This is a genomic window from Ensifer sp. ENS10 (assembly GCF_014852025.1).
Classification (GTDB): Bacteria; Pseudomonadota; Alphaproteobacteria; order Rhizobiales; family Rhizobiaceae; genus Ensifer.
The window spans coordinates 295,876-312,654 of sequence record NZ_JACVAS010000002.1 but is presented as its reverse complement, the minus strand read 5'-3'; the positions used below and the strand labels follow the sequence as shown (position 1 = coordinate 312,654).

The following is a 16,779-nucleotide window of genomic DNA, read 5'->3' as shown; positions in this document are numbered from 1 at the left end:
ATGAAACGCAGCCACGTCAACGATATCATCGCCGAGAGCGGTGCCTTCATGAAGAGCTACGGCTTCACGCTGCCGCCCTTTGCCTACTGGTCGCCAGAACAACTGAAGGCGCGGGTCGCCTCTGACAGCCCGACGATCTTCGAGGCCCGGCTCGGCTGGGACATCACCGACTACGGCAAGGGACGCTTCGATGAATTCGGGCTGGTGCTCTTCACGCTGCGCAATGGCAATGCCGCGAACCTCACGACCGGCCACGGCATGATCTATGCCGAGAAGCTGATGATCACCGCCAAGGACCAGGTCAATCCGCTGCACCGCCATGCGGTGAAGACCGAGGACATCATCAACCGCGGCGGCGGCTCGCTGGTGCTGCAGATGTACAATTCGAGGCCTGATGGCACCGTCGACGAGGAGAGCGATGTCGTCGTCGCCACCGATGCGCGACTTCGCACACTCAAGGCTGGCGAACTCTTGAAGCTCAAGGCCGGCGAAAGCGTCACGCTTTTGCCCGGCAACTGGCACGCCTTCTGGGCCGAAGGCACGGACGTGCTGATGGGCGAGGTTTCGACCGTCAACGACGATCTCACCGACAACTATTTCCGCGAGCCCGTCGGTCGCTTCTCGGCGATCGAGGAGGACGCGGCACCCACCCACCTGCTGGTGTCGGACTACGACACCTGGCTCAAGTGATCCCAGGACCCCAACCCCCAAGGGCAATTGACCCAAGACCAAACGATCTTTCGAGGAGGATTTCATGAAGGACGTCAGTTTCCAGCTTTATAGCGCCCGCAATTTCCCGCCGTTCGCCAATGTGCTCGAGGCACTCGGACAGGCCGGCTACAGCCAGGTCGAAGGCTATGGCGCACTCTATGCGGCGCTCAGCGACGCGGAGATCGCGAGCTTCAAGGAAGGGCTCGACAGCAATGGCCTCGCCATGCCGACGGCGCACTTTGGCTTGGACATGCTCGAAAGCGATCCGGGCCGCGTGCTGGAGATCGCCAAGGCGCTCGGCATCCAGGCGATCTATTGCCCGTACCTGATGCCCGACCAGCGCCCGACGGATGCGGCCGGCTGGCGTGCCTTCGGAGAGCGGCTGCAGAAGGCCGGCAAGCCCTATCGCGATGCCGGGCTGATCTTCGGCTGGCACAACCACGACTTCGAATTCTTTGCCCTTCCTGACGGCAGCATTCCGCAGGACCTGATCTTCGAAGGCGGACCGGATCTTTCCTGGGAAGCCGACATCGCCTGGATCATCCGCGGCGGTGCCGACCCGATCGCCTGGATCAGGAAATACGGCGACCGCATCACCGCCGTCCACGTGAAGGACATCGCGCCCACCGGCGAGAAGAAGGACGAGGACGGCTGGGCCGATGTCGGCGAGGGCACAGTCGACTGGAAAGGCCTGTTCCAGGCGCTCTCAGGAACCAAGGCCCGCTACTTCATTGCGGAACATGACAATCCGAGCGATTTCAAGCGCTTCGCCAAGCGTTCGCTCGCCTCCATCCAATCCTATTGAGAAGCAGGTTCATCCATGACCAAGGAACTTGGCGTCGGCATCATCGGATGCGGCAACATCTCCACCACCTACTTCAAGCTCGCTCCCCTCTTTAAGGGCATCAAGGTCGTCGCCTGCGCCGACATCAACCCGGCGGCAGCCGAGGCGCGGGCAGCCGAATACGGCGTCGAGGCGCAGAGCATCGAAGCGCTGCTCGCCAATCCTGACGTCGACATCGTCGTCAACCTGACGATCCCGGACGCGCACTACCCGGTGTCGAAGGCGATCCTCGAGGCCGGCAAGCACGTCTACTCTGAAAAGCCATTGGTGCTTTCGCTCGAACAGGGCGAAGACCTCAGGGCGATCGCTAGGGACAAAGGCCTTTCCGTCGGTTGCGCACCGGACACCTTCCTCGGCGGCGCGCACCAGCTGGCCCGCAGCACCATCGATGCCGGCAAGATCGGCCGGGTGACGTCTGGCACCTGCCACGTGATGAGCCCGGGCATGGAGATGTGGCATCCGAACCCGGACTTCTTCTTCCTGCCCGGCGGCGGCCCGATCCTCGATCTCGGCCCCTATTACATCGCCAACCTGATCAACCTGATCGGGCCGGTGAAGCGCGTCGCAGCACTGTCCTCCATGGCCAACCCGACCCGCACCATCACCAGCGAGCCACGCAAGGGCGAGGAGATCCCGGTCAAGACCCCGACCAACATCCACGCGCTGCTCGAGTTCCAAAATGGCGCGACGATCACCCTGTCGGCGAGCTGGGATGTCTGGTCGCATCGCCATGCCAATATGGAGCTCTATGGCACCGAAGGCTCGCTCTACGTGCCCGATCCGAACTTCTTCGGCGGCAAGGTGGAGATAAGCGGTCGCGACAGGAACATTGAGCCACTGGAACCCTGGGATCATCCCTTCGGCGTCGAAAACCAGGAGCACCCGCAGGGGCCGATGGCGAACTACCGCACCGCTGGCCTTGCCGACATGGCGCAGGCGATCCTTGAGGGCCGCGATGCCCGCTGCTCGCTCGACCGCTCGCTGCATGGCGTCGATGTCATGGTCTCGATCCTGAAATCCGGCGAGGAGGGCCGCTTCATCGAGCTCTCCACCACCTGCACGCAGCCGGCCGCCCTCGGCATCGAGGAGGCGCGGGCGCTGCTGCGCGAGACGGAGGAAGAAATATCGGGAAATCGGGTCGCTGCGGCTTCATAGCGGCAGCCGTCCGGCACGCGCGCCGCGGACCAGGGGTCCCTCTGCAAACTCGGAAGAGAGGCTTCCGGGGGGAGAGCTGCACCCCAACCTCCCTCATCCTCGCCCTTGTGGCGGGGATCCAGCGACCCGACGTCTGTCGGGTCAAAAGACTTTTCAGCCCAACGACTTGGGCTGGTCCGCAGTTCCATCGGAACTGCTAGGGATTCCTGTGACAAGCACAGGAATGACGGAGGTTTTGGTTGGCGCCAAGCTTCCCTCGTGAGCGTTCGGTGATTAGAGATATCTTTGACAGCAAGCTTGGGTTTCCGTGATCACGGAAACCCTTCTCGTTTGGAGCGATGGTGGTTTCCAGCCGCCATCCGGATACGGATCGCGGAGGATTTTTGCGATGACCTGGCTACCGGCGGAAAACCGCTACGACACCATGAAATATAACCGCGTCGGCCGCTCCGGCCTGAAGTTGCCGGCGATCTCGCTGGGGCTCTGGCACAATTTCGGCGGCGACACGCCGCATGACCGCAAGGTCGACATGTGCCGCACCGCGTTTGACCTCGGCATCACCCATTTCGACCTCGCCAACAATTACGGCCCGCCTCCGGGCTCGGCCGAGACTGCCTTCGGCGAAATCATGCGCACGGATTTCGCAGGTCTGCGCGACGAGCTGATCATCTCGTCCAAGGCCGGCTATGACATGTGGGCAGGTCCTTACGGCGAATGGGGCAGCCGCAAGTATATGATCGCATCCTGCGACCAGAGCCTGAAGCGCATGGGGCTCGACTATGTCGACATCTTCTATTCGCACCGTTTCGATCCGGACACGCCGCTTGAAGAAACCTGTGGCGCGCTCGACCATATCGTGCGTTCGGGCAGGGCGCTTTATGTCGGCATTTCCTCCTACAATTCGCAGCGCACCCGCGAAGCGGCTGCAATTCTCAAGGATCTCGGCACACCGTGCCTCATCCATCAGCCGAGCTATTCGATGCTCAACCGCTGGATCGAGGACGATGGCCTGATCCACACGCTCGAAGATCTCGGCATCGGCTCGATCGTCTTTTCGCCGCTTGCCCAGGGCATGCTGACGACCAAGTATCTGCAGGGCATTCCGAGCGACAGCCGGGCGGCGCAGAACCACTTCCTCAAGAAGGACTTCATCCGCCCGGAGATCATCGACAACATCCGCAAGCTGAACGGCATCGCCGAAAAGCGCGGCCAGACTCTGGCGCAGATGGCGCTTGCATGGGTGCTGCGCAACGGCCGGATCACCTCGGCGCTGATCGGCGCCAGCCGCTCCGAGCAGATCGTCGATTGCGTCAAGGCGCTCGAAAACGACACGTTTACGGCGGAGGAGCTGGCCGAGATCGATCTCTATGCGCGTGAGGCCGACATCAACCTCTGGGCATCGTCGGCCGAACGCTAATTTCGGCTGAAAACATTGATTTGCCTGCATTTTGGGCAAAATTGCCTGCTTTCCGGCGCATTAGACAAAAGTCGAATAGGTGCCGGAAAGCGCCTTCTGGACATGGTCCGGTGTTTCTGTAAGGTGCTGGAATGCCGGTCGATTGCGACGCCGATTTGCGTCGTTTCGGCAGGTTAACGAGGAGGAGCCACCGTCGCCCGGGAAGGGGCAGGGTGGATTGATGGGTGGTAGCGCTGATCGCGGCCGCCCTTTTGGCGAGAACTAGGGGAGGAACCATGGATCGCCGTTCATTTATCAAAAACGCAAGCCTCGGTGGCTTGGCCGCAGCGGGTGCTGCCGCGCTTGCAACGCCGGCCATTGCGCAGGCAAACCCCAAGATCAACTGGCGCCTGGCATCGTCGTTCCCGAAGTCGCTCGACACGATCTATGGCGGCGGTGAAGTGCTGGCGAAGCATGTGTCGGAAGCGACCGACGGCAACTTCCAGATTCAGGTCTTCGCCGCCGGCGAAATCGTCCCCGGCCTGCAGGCTGCTGACGCGGCGGCTGCCGGTACGGTCGAGGCTTGCCACACGGTTTCCTACTATTACTGGGGCAAGGACCCGACTTGGGCGCTTGGTGCCGCCGTTCCCTTCGCGCTCAATGCGCGCGGCATGAACGCCTGGCACTACCACGGCGGCGGCATCGATCTCTTCAACGAGTTCCTGGGAACCCAGGGCCTCGTCGGTTTCCCCAACGGTAATACCGGCGTGCAGATGGGCGGCTGGTTCCGCAAGGAGATCAAGACGGTCGCCGACATGCAGGGCCTGAAGATGCGCATCGGGGGCTTCGCCGGCAAGGTCGTCGAGAAGCTCGGCGTCGTGCCGCAGCAGATCGCCGGCGGCGACATCTATCCGGCGCTCGAAAAGGGCACCATCGACGCCGCCGAATGGGTCGGCCCCTATGACGACGAGAAGCTCGGCTTCTACAAGGTCGCGCCCTACTACTACTATCCCGGCTGGTGGGAAGGTGGCCCGACGGTCCACGCCATGTTCAACAAGGCGGCCTTCGACGGCTTGCCGAAGAACTACCAGTCGCTGCTGCGCACCGCTTGCCAGGCGACCGACGCGAACATGCTGCAGAAGTACGACTACCTGAACCCGTCGGCGATCAAGCGCCTGGTGGCTTCTGGTGCCAAGCTCAGCCCGTTCAGCGCCGAAATCCTGTCGGCCTGCTTCGACAAGGCGAACGAAGTCTATGCCGAAATGGAAGACTCGAACCCGACCTTCAAGAAGATCTGGGACTCGATCAAGGCCTTCCGCGGCGAGTACTACCTCAACGCCCAGATCGCCGAATACAACTACGACACCTTCATGATGATCCAGCAGCGCGGCGGCAAGCTCTAAGCTTTCGCTGTTGCTGATGATTAAAGGCCGCTCGCAACGTCTGTTGCGGGCGGCTTTTCGTTTCGGCCGGAGGCCGCCGGCGTCCCGACGACCCTGCATTTCTGATCCCTACGCATGCGCAGGAGGCGCGGCACGGCAGCGGTTTCGTGGTATGGTTGCGGCCTTGATGAAAGGGAGAAGGTGCAATGCCAAGCGAAGGCCAATCGGTCGTGCTCGGTCCCCATCAGGGCCGCCGGTACGACATGGGTGCCATACAGGCTGTCTTCAAAGCCGATCGCCCGGAAACCCTAGGCCGCTTTTCGATCTCGGAATGGTGGCTCGATGCTCGGCATGAAGGACCCGGCGCTCACAAGCACGACGACAATGACGAGATTTTCTACGTCATCGAGGGCACCGCCAGCATCCTGGTCGGCGACACCTGGCACCAGATGGCCAAGGGCTCGCTCTGCGTCATCCCGCGCGGAACGATGCATGATTTCCGCAATGAGAGCGCATCGCGCATGGGTCTGCTCAACGTCTATGTCGGCGGACCGTTCGAGGAGATGATGCCCATGATCGTCGACTGGTATCGCGACAATCCGGCCAAGAGGATCGATTGAGCAAGTGCGTTTGGTGTGGCTGCCCTGAGATTGCTGACAGACCTCGACGATGGCCTGCGGCGATATGCGTGCCCCGTTCTCCCTCATCCTCGCCCTTGTGGCGGGGATCCAGCGATCCGACGTCCGTCGGATCGAAAGACTCTTTTCAGCCCAAGGACTTGGGCTGGCTAGATTCCTGTGACAGGCACAGGAATGGGGGAGAGTGTGGTTTGCGCTCGACCTCCTACAGGCATCGAGTATTGTTGTCGGCAAACGAAAAGGGCGGCCCTTGCGGGGCCGCCCTTATGTTTTGTGTGCCAGCCGTCTTACTTGAACGAAGGCGGCTGGCTGAGGTCGTTTGACGGTGCCGTCTGCGGCTGGGCACCCGTGCCGCCGAACGAAGGCGGCTGGCTGAGGTCGTTCGAGGGCGCGGTCTGCGGCTGGGCGCCGGAGCCGCCGCCCTGATCCGCAGGCTTCTGGTCGAGCGGGCTGCCGCCTGGAAGCTGCAGGCCGCCCGGAAGGCCGAGGCCACCGCCATTGTCCGGAAGCGTCAGGCCACCACCCGGCGCAAAGCCCGGCACCTCGATCTTGATTGTGTTCGGATCGACGCCCGTGCCCGTTCCCTTGTAGTGCATGACCATCTGCGGGAACATGATCGTCAGCGCCACCATCAGGATCTGGATGCCGACGAAAGGCACCGCACCCCAGTAGATCTGCCCGGTCGTGACGGGCTGGATCGTCTTGCCGGTGATTTTGTCGAGATAGGGCACCTTTGCCGCGACCGAACGCAGATAGAAGAGCGCGAAGCCGAAGGGTGGGTGCATGAAGCTCGTCTGCATGTTGATGCCGAGCAGAACGCCGAACCAGATGAGGTCGATGCCGAGCTTGTCGGCGGCGGGCGCCAGGAGCGGCACGATGATGAAGGCGAGCTCGAAGAAATCCAGGAAGAAGGCCAGGAAGAAGACGAGCAGGTTGACGGTAATGAGGAAGCCGGTTTCGCCGCCCGGCATCGCCGTCAGCAGGTGTTCGACCCAGATGTGGCCGTTGACGCCATAGAAGGTGAGCGAGAAGACGCGCGCACCGATCAGGATGAACAGCACGAAGGCCGAAAGCCGGGTCGTTGCCGTGAGCGCCCCGCGCACCACGTCCATGTTGAGACGGCCCTTGGCGGCTGCCATGATCAGCGCACCGACGGCGCCCATCGCACCGCCTTCGGTCGGCGTCGCGATGCCGAGGAAGATGGTGCCGAGGACGAGGAAGATCAGCGCCAAGGGCGGAATCAGCACGATGATGACCTGCTGGGCAAGCCTCGACATCGCATTGATCTTCAGGCCGCGGTCGATAAGCGCGACGACGTAGATGACGATGACGCCGACGGTGCCGCCGAGGATGTCGGCATTCTCGCCCTGGGTCGGGTAGAGATAAACGTGGGCGGCATACGCGATGCCTGCCGCCACCGCCAGCGCAACGGCGAGCGACGTGACGCCGGAACCGAGCGTGCGGGCTTCCAGCGGCAGGGCCGGCATCGAATCGCGCCGGATGAAGGTCATCAGCAGGATGTAGACCATGTAAAGGCCGGTCAGCACGAGGCCCGGGATCAGGGCGCCGGCGTACATGTCGCCGACCGAGCGGCCGAGCTGGTCGGCAAGAACGATGAGCACGAGCGACGGCGGGATGATCTGGGCAAGCGTGCCCGAAGCCGCGATGACGCCCGAGGCGACCTTCCGGTCATAGCCGTAGCGCAGCATGATCGGCAGCGAGATCAGGCCCATGGCGATGACCGAGGCGGCAACGACACCGGTGGTGGCTGCGAGCAGCGCGCCGACGAAGATGACCGCATAGGCAAGACCGCCGCGGATCGGGCCGAAGAGCTGGCCGACGGTATCGAGCAGGTCTTCGGCCATGCCCGATTTCTCGAGCACGATCCCCATGAAGGTAAAGAATGGGATGGCGAGCAATGTGTCGTTTGACATCACCCCCCAGAACCGGTCCGGCAGTGCATTGAGCAGCGGCCAGGAAAGATTGATCGAGTCCGACAGCGGCGCGAGCTCGACGCCGATGATGAAGAACAGCAGGCCGTTGGCGGCGAGCGAGAAGGCGACCGGGTATCCCAAGAGCAGGAACACGATCAGCGACGCGAACATGATCGGCGCCAGGTTTTCAGCAATGAATTCGATCATGGACGGGTCTCCGGAGACACGACATCGTCAAGCGGCGCATGGGTCGGCACATAGGGTGTCGGGTCTTCCATGTTTCCGGTCATGATCGCGATCTTCTTGATGATTTCCGACACACCCTGGAAGGCGAGCAGCAGGAAGCCGACCAGCAGGATGGCCTTGGCCGGCCAGATGATCAGGCCGCCGGCCGAGGAGGAGACCTCGCCTGAGACGTAGGACATCTTCACGTAGGGGAAGAGGTAGTAGAGCACCAGGAGAACGAAGGGCATCAGGAACAGCAGGTGTCCGAGCAGATCGATCCAGTGCTGCACGCGACGCGAGAACTGGCCGTAGACCACGTCGATACGGATGTGTTCGTTCTGGCTGAGCGTGTAGGCGGCGGCAAACATGAAGGCGGCGCCGAACAGGTACCATTGCGCCTCGAGCCAGGCGTTCGACGACATGTTGAAGATTTTTCGGATCACGGCATTGCCGGCGCTGACGAGCACTGCCGCCAGGATCAGCCATGAAACGCTCTTTCCGATGAATTCCGTGATCGTGTCTATTAATCGGCTGAAGCCGAGCAAAGCTCTCATCGATTTCCTCCCCGCGATGGCTCTTATGGTTCTTGTGCCAAGCACAGCCAGAGTGCCGATTTCAAGCGCGCGTTCAAGTCCGAGGTACGATTTTCCCGTGTAGTTCGGCCGCCTCCGACTAAAGTAGAATAAGCTGTCCCGGCGCTCTGCCCATTGTTTGTGCAAACCCGTACCGCTTCGTCGGTCTGAGCGTGAGCGGACGGTTCCCGCCGGCGCGTCAGCGGTGCGAATCGGTGTGGAAAGACGGCCATAGAGAGGTGCTTGAACGTCTTACTGCAACGTTGCAGTCTTGAAATCGTATGATTTTTGAGATCGGATGTGCGCACCAACGGAGGACGCCGAAACCCATGACTGCCATGATCCGCAACCCGATCCTGAAGGGGTTCAACCCGGACCCTTCGATCTGCCGCGTCGGCGACGATTACTACATCGCGACCTCCACCTTCGAATGGTATCCGGGCGTGCAGATCCATCACTCGCGTGACCTGGTGAACTGGCGGCTCGTGCGTCGGCCGCTGGAGCGGGCAAGCCAGCTCGACATGCGCGGCAACCCTGATAGCTGCGGCGTCTGGGCGCCGTGCCTGTCCTACAACGACGGGCTGTTCTGGCTGGTTTACACAGACGTCAAGCGCTTCGACGGCAACTTCAAGGACGCGCACAACTACATCGTCACGGCGGAAGCGATCGAGGCGACCTGGTCGGATCCGGTCTACGTCAATTCCTCCGGATTCGATCCGTCGCTCTTCCACGACGATGACGGCCGCAAGTGGTTCCTCAACATGCAGTGGAATCACCGCACCGAGAGTTTCGGCGGTTCGCCCAAGCATCCGGCTTTCGACGGCATTTTGCTGCAGGAGTGGGACGAGCGCACACGCAAGCTTGTCGGTCCGGTGAAGAACATCTTTGCGGGCTCGGCGCTCGGCCTGGTCGAGGGGCCGCATCTCTTCAAACGCAATGGCTGGTACTACCTGACGACGGCGGAAGGCGGCACCGGATATGATCATGCCGTGACCATGGCGCGGTCGCGCACGATCGATGGTCCCTACGAGATGCATCCGGATACCTACCTGATGACATCAAAGGATCACCCGGAGGCGCCGCTGCAGCGCGCGGGACACGGGCAATATGTCGAAACACCTGATGGTCAGGCCTATCACACGCATCTCTGCGGCCGGCCGCTGCCGCCGCAGCGTCGCTGCACGCTCGGCCGCGAGACGGCGCTGCAGAAATGCGTCTGGCGCGATGACGGCTGGCTCTATCTCGAAAGCGGTGGCCCGGTGCCGGAGGTGCTCGTGCCCGCTCCAGTTCAGGTCGAGCGGATACCGGCAGCGACCGTCGTAGAGACGGATTTCAACGACAGCGCGCTGCCGATCGAGTTCCAGTGGCTGCGCACGCCTGCGCCGGAGCGGATCTTTTCGCTCGAATGGCGGCCCGGGCATCTCCGGCTCTTCGGGCGCGAGAGCATCGGCAGTTGGTTCGAGCAGGCGCTGGTCGCCCGCCGACAGGAACATCACGCCTTCCGCGCCGAGACGACGGCCGATTTCAAGGCCGAAACCTATCAGCAGGTCGCGGGCCTGACGCACTACTATAATCGTCACAAGTTCCATGCGCTCGGCATCACCTGGCATGAAACGCTCGGGCGGGCGCTGACCATCCTCTCATGCCCCGGCGATTTCCCGCATGGGCGGCTGGAGTTCCCTGTTGGCAGCGGCATCGCCATCCCCGACGGACCGATCGACCTTGCCATGGAGATCCGCGACAACGATCTGCAGTTCTTCTGGCGGGAGACACGAACAGGGGATTGGCGCGCGATCGGCCCGGTTCTCGATGCGGGCGTCGTTTCGGACGAGGGCGGTCGCGGCGAGCATGGATCCTTCACCGGTGCTTTTGCCGGGATGTTCGCCTTCGACACGTCGGGGGTGGGCAAGGCCGCCGATTTCGACCATTTCCGCTACGTCAGCCTTGCGGAAGGTTGAGTAATGGATATTAGGAATGCAGCATAAGCGTCAGATATCATTACGTATTTGTAATGTAGCGCTTTCATATTCGGTTCAGGAAGAGGGGGCTAATTTTCGGGTGAAGACAACGAAAGGACACCCGAATGAAACGTCTCCTGATCGCGCTCGTCGCCAGCTCCGTTCTGATCGCGCCGGTCGCGGCACTTGCCCAGCCGGCAGGATCCTTCGAGGTGGCGCAGAACTATGACCGCTCCCGCCGCCCAATCGACCGGAATGGCGATCGCCAGATGGATCGTCACGTCGACCGCCACGTCGACAAGCACGTCACGATCGAGAAACGGGTGATCGTCAAGAAGAAGGAACGCTGGGCGCGCGGCCATCGCCTGTCGCCGGCCGACCGCCGCCACATGGCCCAGGTGCGCGACTATCGCTATTACAAGCTGCGTCCGCCGCCGCGCGGCCAGCAGTGGGTGCGGGTCGACAACGACTTCCTTCTGATCAGCCTTGCAACCGGCGTCATCGTCGGCCTGGCGACGGCACGGTGAGGACAATCTTCTGGCCAGGGGCGGCGGTTGCGCCGCCGCTGGCCAGCAATGGCATTTCTATCATTCTGAGGATGCCCCCGGACGCCCGGCGCCGACCAAGACCTCCCTCATCTCTGTGCTTGTCACAGAGATCCAGCCGCCGTGCGTCGGCACGGCGAAAGGAATGCTGGACGCCTGGAGTTTTCTCGCGCCGCCGACGCGGCGCGGCTGGATTCCTGTGACAAGCACAGGAATGAGGGAGGTTTTTGCGGCTGTTGCACTTCACAAGCGCCTCTTCGAGTCTTGTTTGCCCCTTCACTTGGCGCACACCGCTACCGTTCCGAGGGTCGGCGAGTTTCCCGCTCGCCAAACAGCAACCACTCGACCTCGCCCGGTACCTCAGGTGTCTCCTCATCCCCAGGCATCTCTCCAAGAAACGGATCGAACATCGGCACCGGCCGCCCGGCGGTGTTGAGCGCCATGCACATGAAGCGCGGCCGACGCGGAATTGGCGCGGCCTCTGCCATCAGGCGGCCCGCGGCGACCAGTTGGCGAAGGGATCGGCGAGATCGCGCCAGCGCTCCGGTTGGAAGGCTTTGTCGGCGATGAGGCAGGCGTCGAGTTCGGCGCGAAGTGCTGCCTCATCCATCGGATCGGCGCCGATGAAGACGATCTCCTGGCGTCGGTCGCCCCAGACCGGATCGATATAGGGACCGACAGCCTTCAGGAAGCCAGGGTCGCGCGGCCATTGCTCCTTCGGCACCGCGGACCACCAGAGGCCCATCTTGCCGGTTCTGACGAGCGGACCCGCCTGGCTGATCTCGCCGACATAGTGCGGCCGGGTCGCGAGCCAGAAGAAACCCTTGGCCCTGAGCACGCCCGGCCAGGAGCGATTGAGAAAAGCCTGGAAGCGCATGGGATCGAGAGGCCGGCGGGCGCGATAGACGAAGGAGTGGATGCCGTATTCTTCGGTCTCGGGAACATGATCCTTGAAACCGTTGAGCTCCTTGTACCAGAGCGGGTGCTGCTCAGCCTTGATGATGTCAAAGCGGCCGGTTCCGAGCACGTCGCGAAGCGCCACCTTGCCGAAGTCGGTTTGGATCAGCTGAGCATCCGGATTAAGGCCGACGATGATCTTGCGGGCGGCGTCCAGCTGCTCGGGCGTGGCGGTGCCGATCTTGTTCAAAACGACGACATCGGCGAATTCGATCTGCTCGACAAGCAAGTCGACGAGCGTGCGTGTATCGCCTTCACCCGCCGTCTCACCGCGATCGGCAAGGAAATCGAGCGAGGAATAGTCCGCGATCAGGTTCACGGCATCGACGACGGTGACCATCGTGTCGAGGCGCGCGACATCGGCCAGGCTCTCGCCGTCCTCGTCGCGAAAGTCGAAGGTGGTGGCGACGGGCAGGGGCTCGGAAATGCCGCTCGATTCGATCAGCAGATAGTCGAAGCGGTTCTGTTCGGCGAGGTTGCGGACCTCCTTCAGCAGATCCTCGCGCAGCGTGCAACAGATGCAGCCATTGGTCATTTCCACCAGCTGCTCTTCCGTGCGCGAGAGGCCGGCGCCGCCGTCGCGCACCAGCGCCGCGTCGATGTTGACTTCGCTCATGTCGTTGACGATGACGGCGACGCGCAGGCCGTCGCGGTTGGAAAGCACGTGGTTGAGCAGCGTCGTCTTGCCGGCGCCGAGGAAGCCGGAGAGAACGGTAACGGGAAGCTTTTCCATCGATTGTTTCCTGTATGTTATATCGTTACGGTTGTTGCGGGTAAAAAAGGCGAGCACGATCGCCCGCTTCAGCCTGCTGACAAAGCCGCCTCCGATCGGGAGGGCCCGCCGATGAAGGCAGGGTCAACACCTCCGTCATTCCTGTGCCTGTCACAGGAATCCAGCTGGCCCAAGTCCTTGGGTCGAAAGAGTTTTTTTACCCGACGGACGTCGGGTCACTGCATCCCGCCACAAGGGCGAGGATGACGGAGTGTGGGATAACCGCTCGCAAGCATGCCATCTCACGCTTTGCCAGCGGAGCGAGGCGGGCGCTCCCCACATTCGAGAGAAGCGAACGCCCGCCTTTGCCGTCTTGGGAGGACGGATCAGCTTGCCGAGGCGAGGCAGGTTTTCAGCGATGTGCCGATGTTTTCCATCAGCTGGAAGTAGAGATCCGGGCCGGCGTCGAGCGTGCCGGCTTCCGGGTCGAGCGTGCCGGATTTCGCCGGCGTTCCTTCGATCACCACATTGATCAGCTTCGGCTCGAACTGCGGCTCGGCAAAAACACAGGTCGCACCTAGCTCCTTGATCTTGGCATGGATCTGGGAAAGTCGCTCGGCGCCCGGCAGCACTTCCGGGCTGACCGTGATCGAGCCGGCGACGCGGACCTTGTAGCGGTGCTCGAAATACTGATAGGCATCGTGGAAGACGACGAAGGGCTTGTCTTTCACCGGCGCGACCGTTTCGGCAAGCTTTGCATCAAGGTCGTCCAGCCGCTTGTTCAACGCCTCAAGATTGGCCTTGTAGGCGCCGGCATTGTCCGGATCGGCTTCGGCGAGCGTCTTCTCGATCTCGGCAGCCATCGCCTTGGCATTCACAGGGTCGAGCCACATGTGCATGTCGGTATCGCCGTGGCCGTGCTCATGATCATGGCCGTGATCGTGCCCGGCGGCCGCTTCCGGCGCTGCGGCGTCATCATGCTCCGTTTCGCCTTCCGCATGCTTGTGGCCTTCGTCGCCGTGTCCTTCATCGCCATGGTCATGCGCCTCAAACGCGCCACCCTCGCGGAATTTCAGCTTCTCGAGGCCTGGCGCTTCGCTGAGTTCCACCACCTTGGCGCTGCCACTCAGCGCGTCGAGCGGCTTGTCGAGGAAGGCTTCAAGGCCGGGGCCGACCCAGAAGACCACCTTTGCCGCCTGCAGGGCAGAGGCGTTGGAAGGTTTCATGTTGTAGGTGTGCGGCGAAGCGGCGCCCTCGACAATCAGCGACGGTTCGCCGACGCCCTGCATGATCGAGGCGACGAGGGAGTGGATCGGCTTGATCGAAACCACCACATTGGGACCGGCCGCGATGGCCGGTGCGGCGAGAAGCATGGTGGAGGCAAAAAGCAGGGCGGAAGTCGATTTCATCGGGTTCTCCGGGCTTGAATGGCGCGCCTGGCCCTATCGACCGGGCACGCTGTCGGGCATGCAAAGCATCGATGCAACAGGCCATTGAAGGGCTTGAAGCAATCATGTAATGTTATTACATCAATTGCGTTATGCTATAACGTGTGCGATAGCCAGTGGCAACCATCCAATCCGGAATTTTTTCATGCTGAATTTCCGCTCCCCAGACACGCTGCCGTTGGTCAATATCAGCAATGCCGGTGTGCGCCGCAACGGCCGCTGGCTGGTGCGCGGCGTCGAATTCTCGATCAGCCCGGGCGAGATCGTCACGCTGATCGGGCCGAACGGCTCGGGCAAATCGACGACGGCAAAGGCGGCGATCGGCGTGTTGAAGCCGGATGAGGGCTATGTCGAGCGCAAGCCGGGCCTGAAAGTCGGCTACGTGCCGCAGAAGCTCGCCGTCGACTGGACACTGCCCTTGACGGTCGAGCGGCTGATGACGCTGACCGGCCCCTTGAAGGGCAGGGAGATCGAGGAAGCGCTTTCGGCGACCGGCGTGCTGCATCTGGCGAAAGCTGAAGTCCAGCATCTGTCGGGCGGCGAGTTCCAGCGGGCGCTGCTTGCCCGTGCCATCGCCCGCAAGCCCGACCTGCTGGTGCTGGACGAGCCGGTGCAGGGCGTCGATTTCAGCGGCGAGATTGCGCTTTACGAACTGATCAAACAGATCCGCAACCGCACAGGCTGCGGCATCCTTCTGATTTCGCACGACCTGCACATCGTCATGGCCGAGACCGACACGGTCGTCTGCCTGAACGGCCACGTCTGCTGCCGCGGTACGCCGCAGGCCGTCAGCCAGAGCCCGGAATACCAGAAGCTCTTCGGTAGGCGGGCGGCCAATACGCTTGCGGTCTACAGCCACCATCACGACCATACCCATCTGCCCGATGGTCGGGTGCTCCATGCCGACGGATCGATTACGGAACATTGCTTCCCTGGCGACGGCCACCACCACGACGACGAGGAAAACGTGCACGACCACGGCGAGGATTGCGGGTGCGGCCACCATACGCGGCTGCATGGTTACGACATGAAGGAGAAGCGCGATGCTTGACGATTTCTTCGTGCGCGCGCTGATCGCCGGTATCGGCATTGCCGTCATGGCCGGGCCACTCGGCTGCTTCGTCATCTGGCGGCGCATGGCCTATTTCGGCGACACCATGGCGCATTCGGCGCTGCTCGGCGTGGCGCTGTCGCTGCTTCTCGAGCTCAACCTGATGCTCAGTGTCTTTATCGTCGCGGCCGTCGTCTCGGTACTGCTCCTCTTCCTGCAGCGGCGAGGGGCGCTTTCAACCGATGCGCTGCTCGGCATTCTCTCCCATTCGGCGCTCTCCTTCGGCCTCGTCATCGTCGCCTTCATGACCTGGGTGCGCATCGATCTCGTCGGCTTCCTCTTCGGCGACATTCTGGCTGTCTCCGAATCCGACATCGACATCATCTGGGGCGGCGGCATTCTCGTCATCTTCGCCATCGTCTATCTCTGGCGGCCGCTCTTGGCGTCCACCGTCAATCCGGAACTCGCCGAAGCCGAGGGGCTGAAGCCTGAGCGCACGCGGCTCTTCTTCATGCTGTTGATGGCGCTTGTCATCGCGATCGCCATGAAGATCGTCGGCATCCTGCTGATCACCTCGCTGCTGATCATCCCGGCCGCGACCGCAAGGCGCTTCTCGACCTCGCCGGAGGTGATGGCGGTTCTCGCATCCGTCATCGGTGCGCTCGCGGTAACCGGCGGACTTTTCGGCTCGCTGCACTGGGATACGCCATCGGGACCGTCTATCGTCGTTGCTGCGGTTGGGCTTTTCGTTCTGAGTCTGCTACCGATCGGCCGCCGCCCGGTTGAGGCAGCGCATCATTCCACGCCCGGAGGACACCACTGATGGCGACGCCGCAACTGACCAAGAACCAGACATTGGTGATGGATGCGCTCAGCCATTCCGAAGGGCCGATGAGCGCCTACACGATCCTCGACAAGCTGCGCGATCATGGTTTTCGTGCGCCGCTGCAGGTTTATCGCGCGCTCGACAAGCTGCTCGAATACGGCCTCGTGCACCGGCTGGAGAGCCTGAACGCCTTCGTCGCCTGTAGCTGCCCGCATGATCACGAGCACGACCACGGCGTCACCGCCTTCACCATCTGCGAGGGCTGCGGCCAGGTGACGGAGTTTCATGACGAGGCGATCGAGCAGCGGCTTTCGACGCTGACGCGGGCGCAGAACTTCAAGACCGAGAAGACCACGATCGAGATCCGCGGCCATTGCCAGAGCTGCGTGTAAGTTCGGTCCCGCCAATCAGGGCGGACCGCCTTT

15 protein-coding genes are annotated in these 16,779 nt (G+C 62.3%); 11 read left to right on the top strand and 4 right to left on the bottom strand.

Annotated elements, in window-relative coordinates:
- From IB265_RS08430 to IB265_RS08405, 6 genes are all read left to right on the top strand, one after another.
- On the top strand, nucleotides 1–690 hold the full coding sequence (locus IB265_RS08430) for a D-lyxose/D-mannose family sugar isomerase (RefSeq protein WP_113736688.1): 690 nt from the start codon (nucleotides 1–3) through the stop codon (nucleotides 688–690).
- A 64-nt stretch (nucleotides 691–754) separates the two neighbouring features.
- On the top strand, nucleotides 755–1,516 hold the full coding sequence (locus tag IB265_RS08425) for a sugar phosphate isomerase/epimerase (protein ID WP_093232952.1): 762 nt from the start codon (nucleotides 755–757) through the stop codon (nucleotides 1,514–1,516).
- Between the two features lie 15 nt (nucleotides 1,517–1,531).
- Nucleotides 1,532–2,710, top strand: a complete 1,179-nt coding sequence (locus IB265_RS08420; protein ID WP_113736687.1) for a Gfo/Idh/MocA family protein — start codon at nucleotides 1,532–1,534, stop codon at nucleotides 2,708–2,710.
- A 388-nt stretch (nucleotides 2,711–3,098) separates the two neighbouring features.
- A complete protein-coding gene (mgrA, locus tag IB265_RS08415; protein WP_113736686.1) occupies nucleotides 3,099–4,127 on the top strand; it encodes an L-glyceraldehyde 3-phosphate reductase in 1,029 nt (342 codons plus the stop codon).
- Between the two features lie 275 nt (nucleotides 4,128–4,402).
- Entirely contained in the window at nucleotides 4,403–5,509 is a 1,107-nt protein-coding gene (locus IB265_RS08410) for a TRAP transporter substrate-binding protein (RefSeq protein ID WP_057254265.1), read from the top strand.
- Between the two features lie 185 nt (nucleotides 5,510–5,694).
- Nucleotides 5,695–6,108 carry a cupin domain-containing protein gene (locus IB265_RS08405; protein WP_057254267.1) on the top strand — a complete coding sequence of 138 codons (414 nt, stop codon included), beginning with the start codon at nucleotides 5,695–5,697 and terminating at the stop codon, nucleotides 6,106–6,108.
- A 305-nt stretch (nucleotides 6,109–6,413) separates the two neighbouring features.
- Here IB265_RS08405 and IB265_RS08400 read toward each other — a convergent pair whose 3' ends face one another.
- Both IB265_RS08400 and IB265_RS08395 read right to left on the bottom strand, forming a co-directional pair.
- The gene (locus IB265_RS08400; protein ID WP_057254268.1) at nucleotides 6,414–8,267 is read right to left on the bottom strand and encodes a TRAP transporter large permease subunit; all 1,854 of its coding nucleotides are present in this window, start codon (nucleotides 8,265–8,267) and stop codon (nucleotides 6,414–6,416) included.
- Nucleotides 8,264–8,839 (bottom strand): TRAP transporter small permease subunit, encoded by a 576-nt coding sequence (locus tag IB265_RS08395; RefSeq protein WP_058324212.1) that lies wholly within the window; start codon nucleotides 8,837–8,839, stop codon nucleotides 8,264–8,266. Before IB265_RS08395 ends, IB265_RS08400 begins: the two co-directional genes overlap by 4 nt.
- A 347-nt stretch (nucleotides 8,840–9,186) precedes the next feature.
- On the opposite strand from IB265_RS08395, the gene IB265_RS08390 reads away from it, so the two are divergent.
- Together IB265_RS08390 and IB265_RS08385 are read left to right on the top strand one after the other, a co-directional pair.
- On the top strand, nucleotides 9,187–10,815 hold the full coding sequence (locus tag IB265_RS08390; RefSeq protein ID WP_057254272.1) for a glycoside hydrolase family 43 protein: 1,629 nt from the start codon (nucleotides 9,187–9,189) through the stop codon (nucleotides 10,813–10,815).
- A gap of 125 nt (nucleotides 10,816–10,940) precedes the next feature.
- Nucleotides 10,941–11,342, top strand: a complete 402-nt coding sequence (locus IB265_RS08385; protein ID WP_058324214.1) for an RcnB family protein — start codon at nucleotides 10,941–10,943, stop codon at nucleotides 11,340–11,342.
- A 505-nt stretch (nucleotides 11,343–11,847) separates the two neighbouring features.
- On the opposite strand, the gene zigA is transcribed toward IB265_RS08385, so the two are convergent.
- Both zigA and znuA read right to left on the bottom strand, forming a co-directional pair.
- Nucleotides 11,848–13,050: a zinc metallochaperone GTPase ZigA gene (zigA, locus tag IB265_RS08380; protein ID WP_113736684.1), complete on the bottom strand. Its 1,203-nt coding sequence runs from the start codon at nucleotides 13,048–13,050 to the stop codon at nucleotides 11,848–11,850.
- A 365-nt stretch (nucleotides 13,051–13,415) separates the two neighbouring features.
- The gene (gene znuA / locus IB265_RS08375; protein ID WP_057254278.1) at nucleotides 13,416–14,438 is read right to left on the bottom strand and encodes a zinc ABC transporter substrate-binding protein ZnuA; all 1,023 of its coding nucleotides are present in this window, start codon (nucleotides 14,436–14,438) and stop codon (nucleotides 13,416–13,418) included.
- Nucleotides 14,439–14,622: 184 nt separating this feature from the next.
- Between znuA and IB265_RS08370 the strand changes: the two genes are divergently transcribed.
- From IB265_RS08370 to IB265_RS08360, 3 genes are read left to right on the top strand one after another with little or no spacing between them, the layout of a single operon-like run.
- On the top strand, nucleotides 14,623–15,528 hold the full coding sequence (locus IB265_RS08370; protein ID WP_057254279.1) for a metal ABC transporter ATP-binding protein: 906 nt from the start codon (nucleotides 14,623–14,625) through the stop codon (nucleotides 15,526–15,528).
- Nucleotides 15,521–16,351, top strand: coding sequence for a zinc ABC transporter permease subunit ZnuB (gene znuB, locus IB265_RS08365; protein ID WP_112995598.1), 831 nt, complete (start codon nucleotides 15,521–15,523; stop codon nucleotides 16,349–16,351). Before IB265_RS08370 ends, znuB begins: the two co-directional genes overlap by 8 nt.
- Nucleotides 16,351–16,746, top strand: coding sequence for a Fur family transcriptional regulator (locus IB265_RS08360; RefSeq protein ID WP_057254283.1), 396 nt, complete (start codon nucleotides 16,351–16,353; stop codon nucleotides 16,744–16,746). The genes znuB and IB265_RS08360 overlap by 1 nt, the downstream gene beginning before the upstream one ends.
- Nucleotides 16,747–16,779: the final 33 nt, after the last annotated feature.

Excerpts from the sequence above, each read along its gene's own strand:
- IB265_RS08420 (WP_113736687.1), top strand. The coding sequence starts at position 1,532 with ATGACCAAGGAACTTGGCGTCGGCATCATCGGATGCGGCAACATCTCC.
- znuA (WP_057254278.1), bottom strand. The coding sequence starts at position 14,438 with ATGAAATCGACTTCCGCCCTGCTTTTTGCCTCCACCATGCTTCTCGCC.
- IB265_RS08390 (WP_057254272.1), top strand. The coding sequence starts at position 9,187 with ATGACTGCCATGATCCGCAACCCGATCCTGAAGGGGTTCAACCCGGAC.
- IB265_RS08370 (WP_057254279.1), top strand. The coding sequence starts at position 14,623 with ATGCTGAATTTCCGCTCCCCAGACACGCTGCCGTTGGTCAATATCAGC.
- IB265_RS08360 (WP_057254283.1), top strand. The coding sequence starts at position 16,351 with ATGGCGACGCCGCAACTGACCAAGAACCAGACATTGGTGATGGATGCG.
- IB265_RS08395 (WP_058324212.1), bottom strand. The coding sequence starts at position 8,839 with ATGAGAGCTTTGCTCGGCTTCAGCCGATTAATAGACACGATCACGGAA.
- mgrA (WP_113736686.1), top strand. The coding sequence starts at position 3,099 with ATGACCTGGCTACCGGCGGAAAACCGCTACGACACCATGAAATATAAC.
- IB265_RS08430 (WP_113736688.1), top strand. The coding sequence starts at position 1 with ATGAAACGCAGCCACGTCAACGATATCATCGCCGAGAGCGGTGCCTTC.
- IB265_RS08405 (WP_057254267.1), top strand. The coding sequence starts at position 5,695 with ATGCCAAGCGAAGGCCAATCGGTCGTGCTCGGTCCCCATCAGGGCCGC.
- IB265_RS08425 (WP_093232952.1), top strand. The coding sequence starts at position 755 with ATGAAGGACGTCAGTTTCCAGCTTTATAGCGCCCGCAATTTCCCGCCG.
- zigA (WP_113736684.1), bottom strand. The coding sequence starts at position 13,050 with ATGGAAAAGCTTCCCGTTACCGTTCTCTCCGGCTTCCTCGGCGCCGGC.
- znuB (WP_112995598.1), top strand. The coding sequence starts at position 15,521 with ATGCTTGACGATTTCTTCGTGCGCGCGCTGATCGCCGGTATCGGCATT.
- IB265_RS08410 (WP_057254265.1), top strand. The coding sequence starts at position 4,403 with ATGGATCGCCGTTCATTTATCAAAAACGCAAGCCTCGGTGGCTTGGCC.
- IB265_RS08400 (WP_057254268.1), bottom strand. The coding sequence starts at position 8,267 with ATGATCGAATTCATTGCTGAAAACCTGGCGCCGATCATGTTCGCGTCG.
- IB265_RS08385 (WP_058324214.1), top strand. The coding sequence starts at position 10,941 with ATGAAACGTCTCCTGATCGCGCTCGTCGCCAGCTCCGTTCTGATCGCG.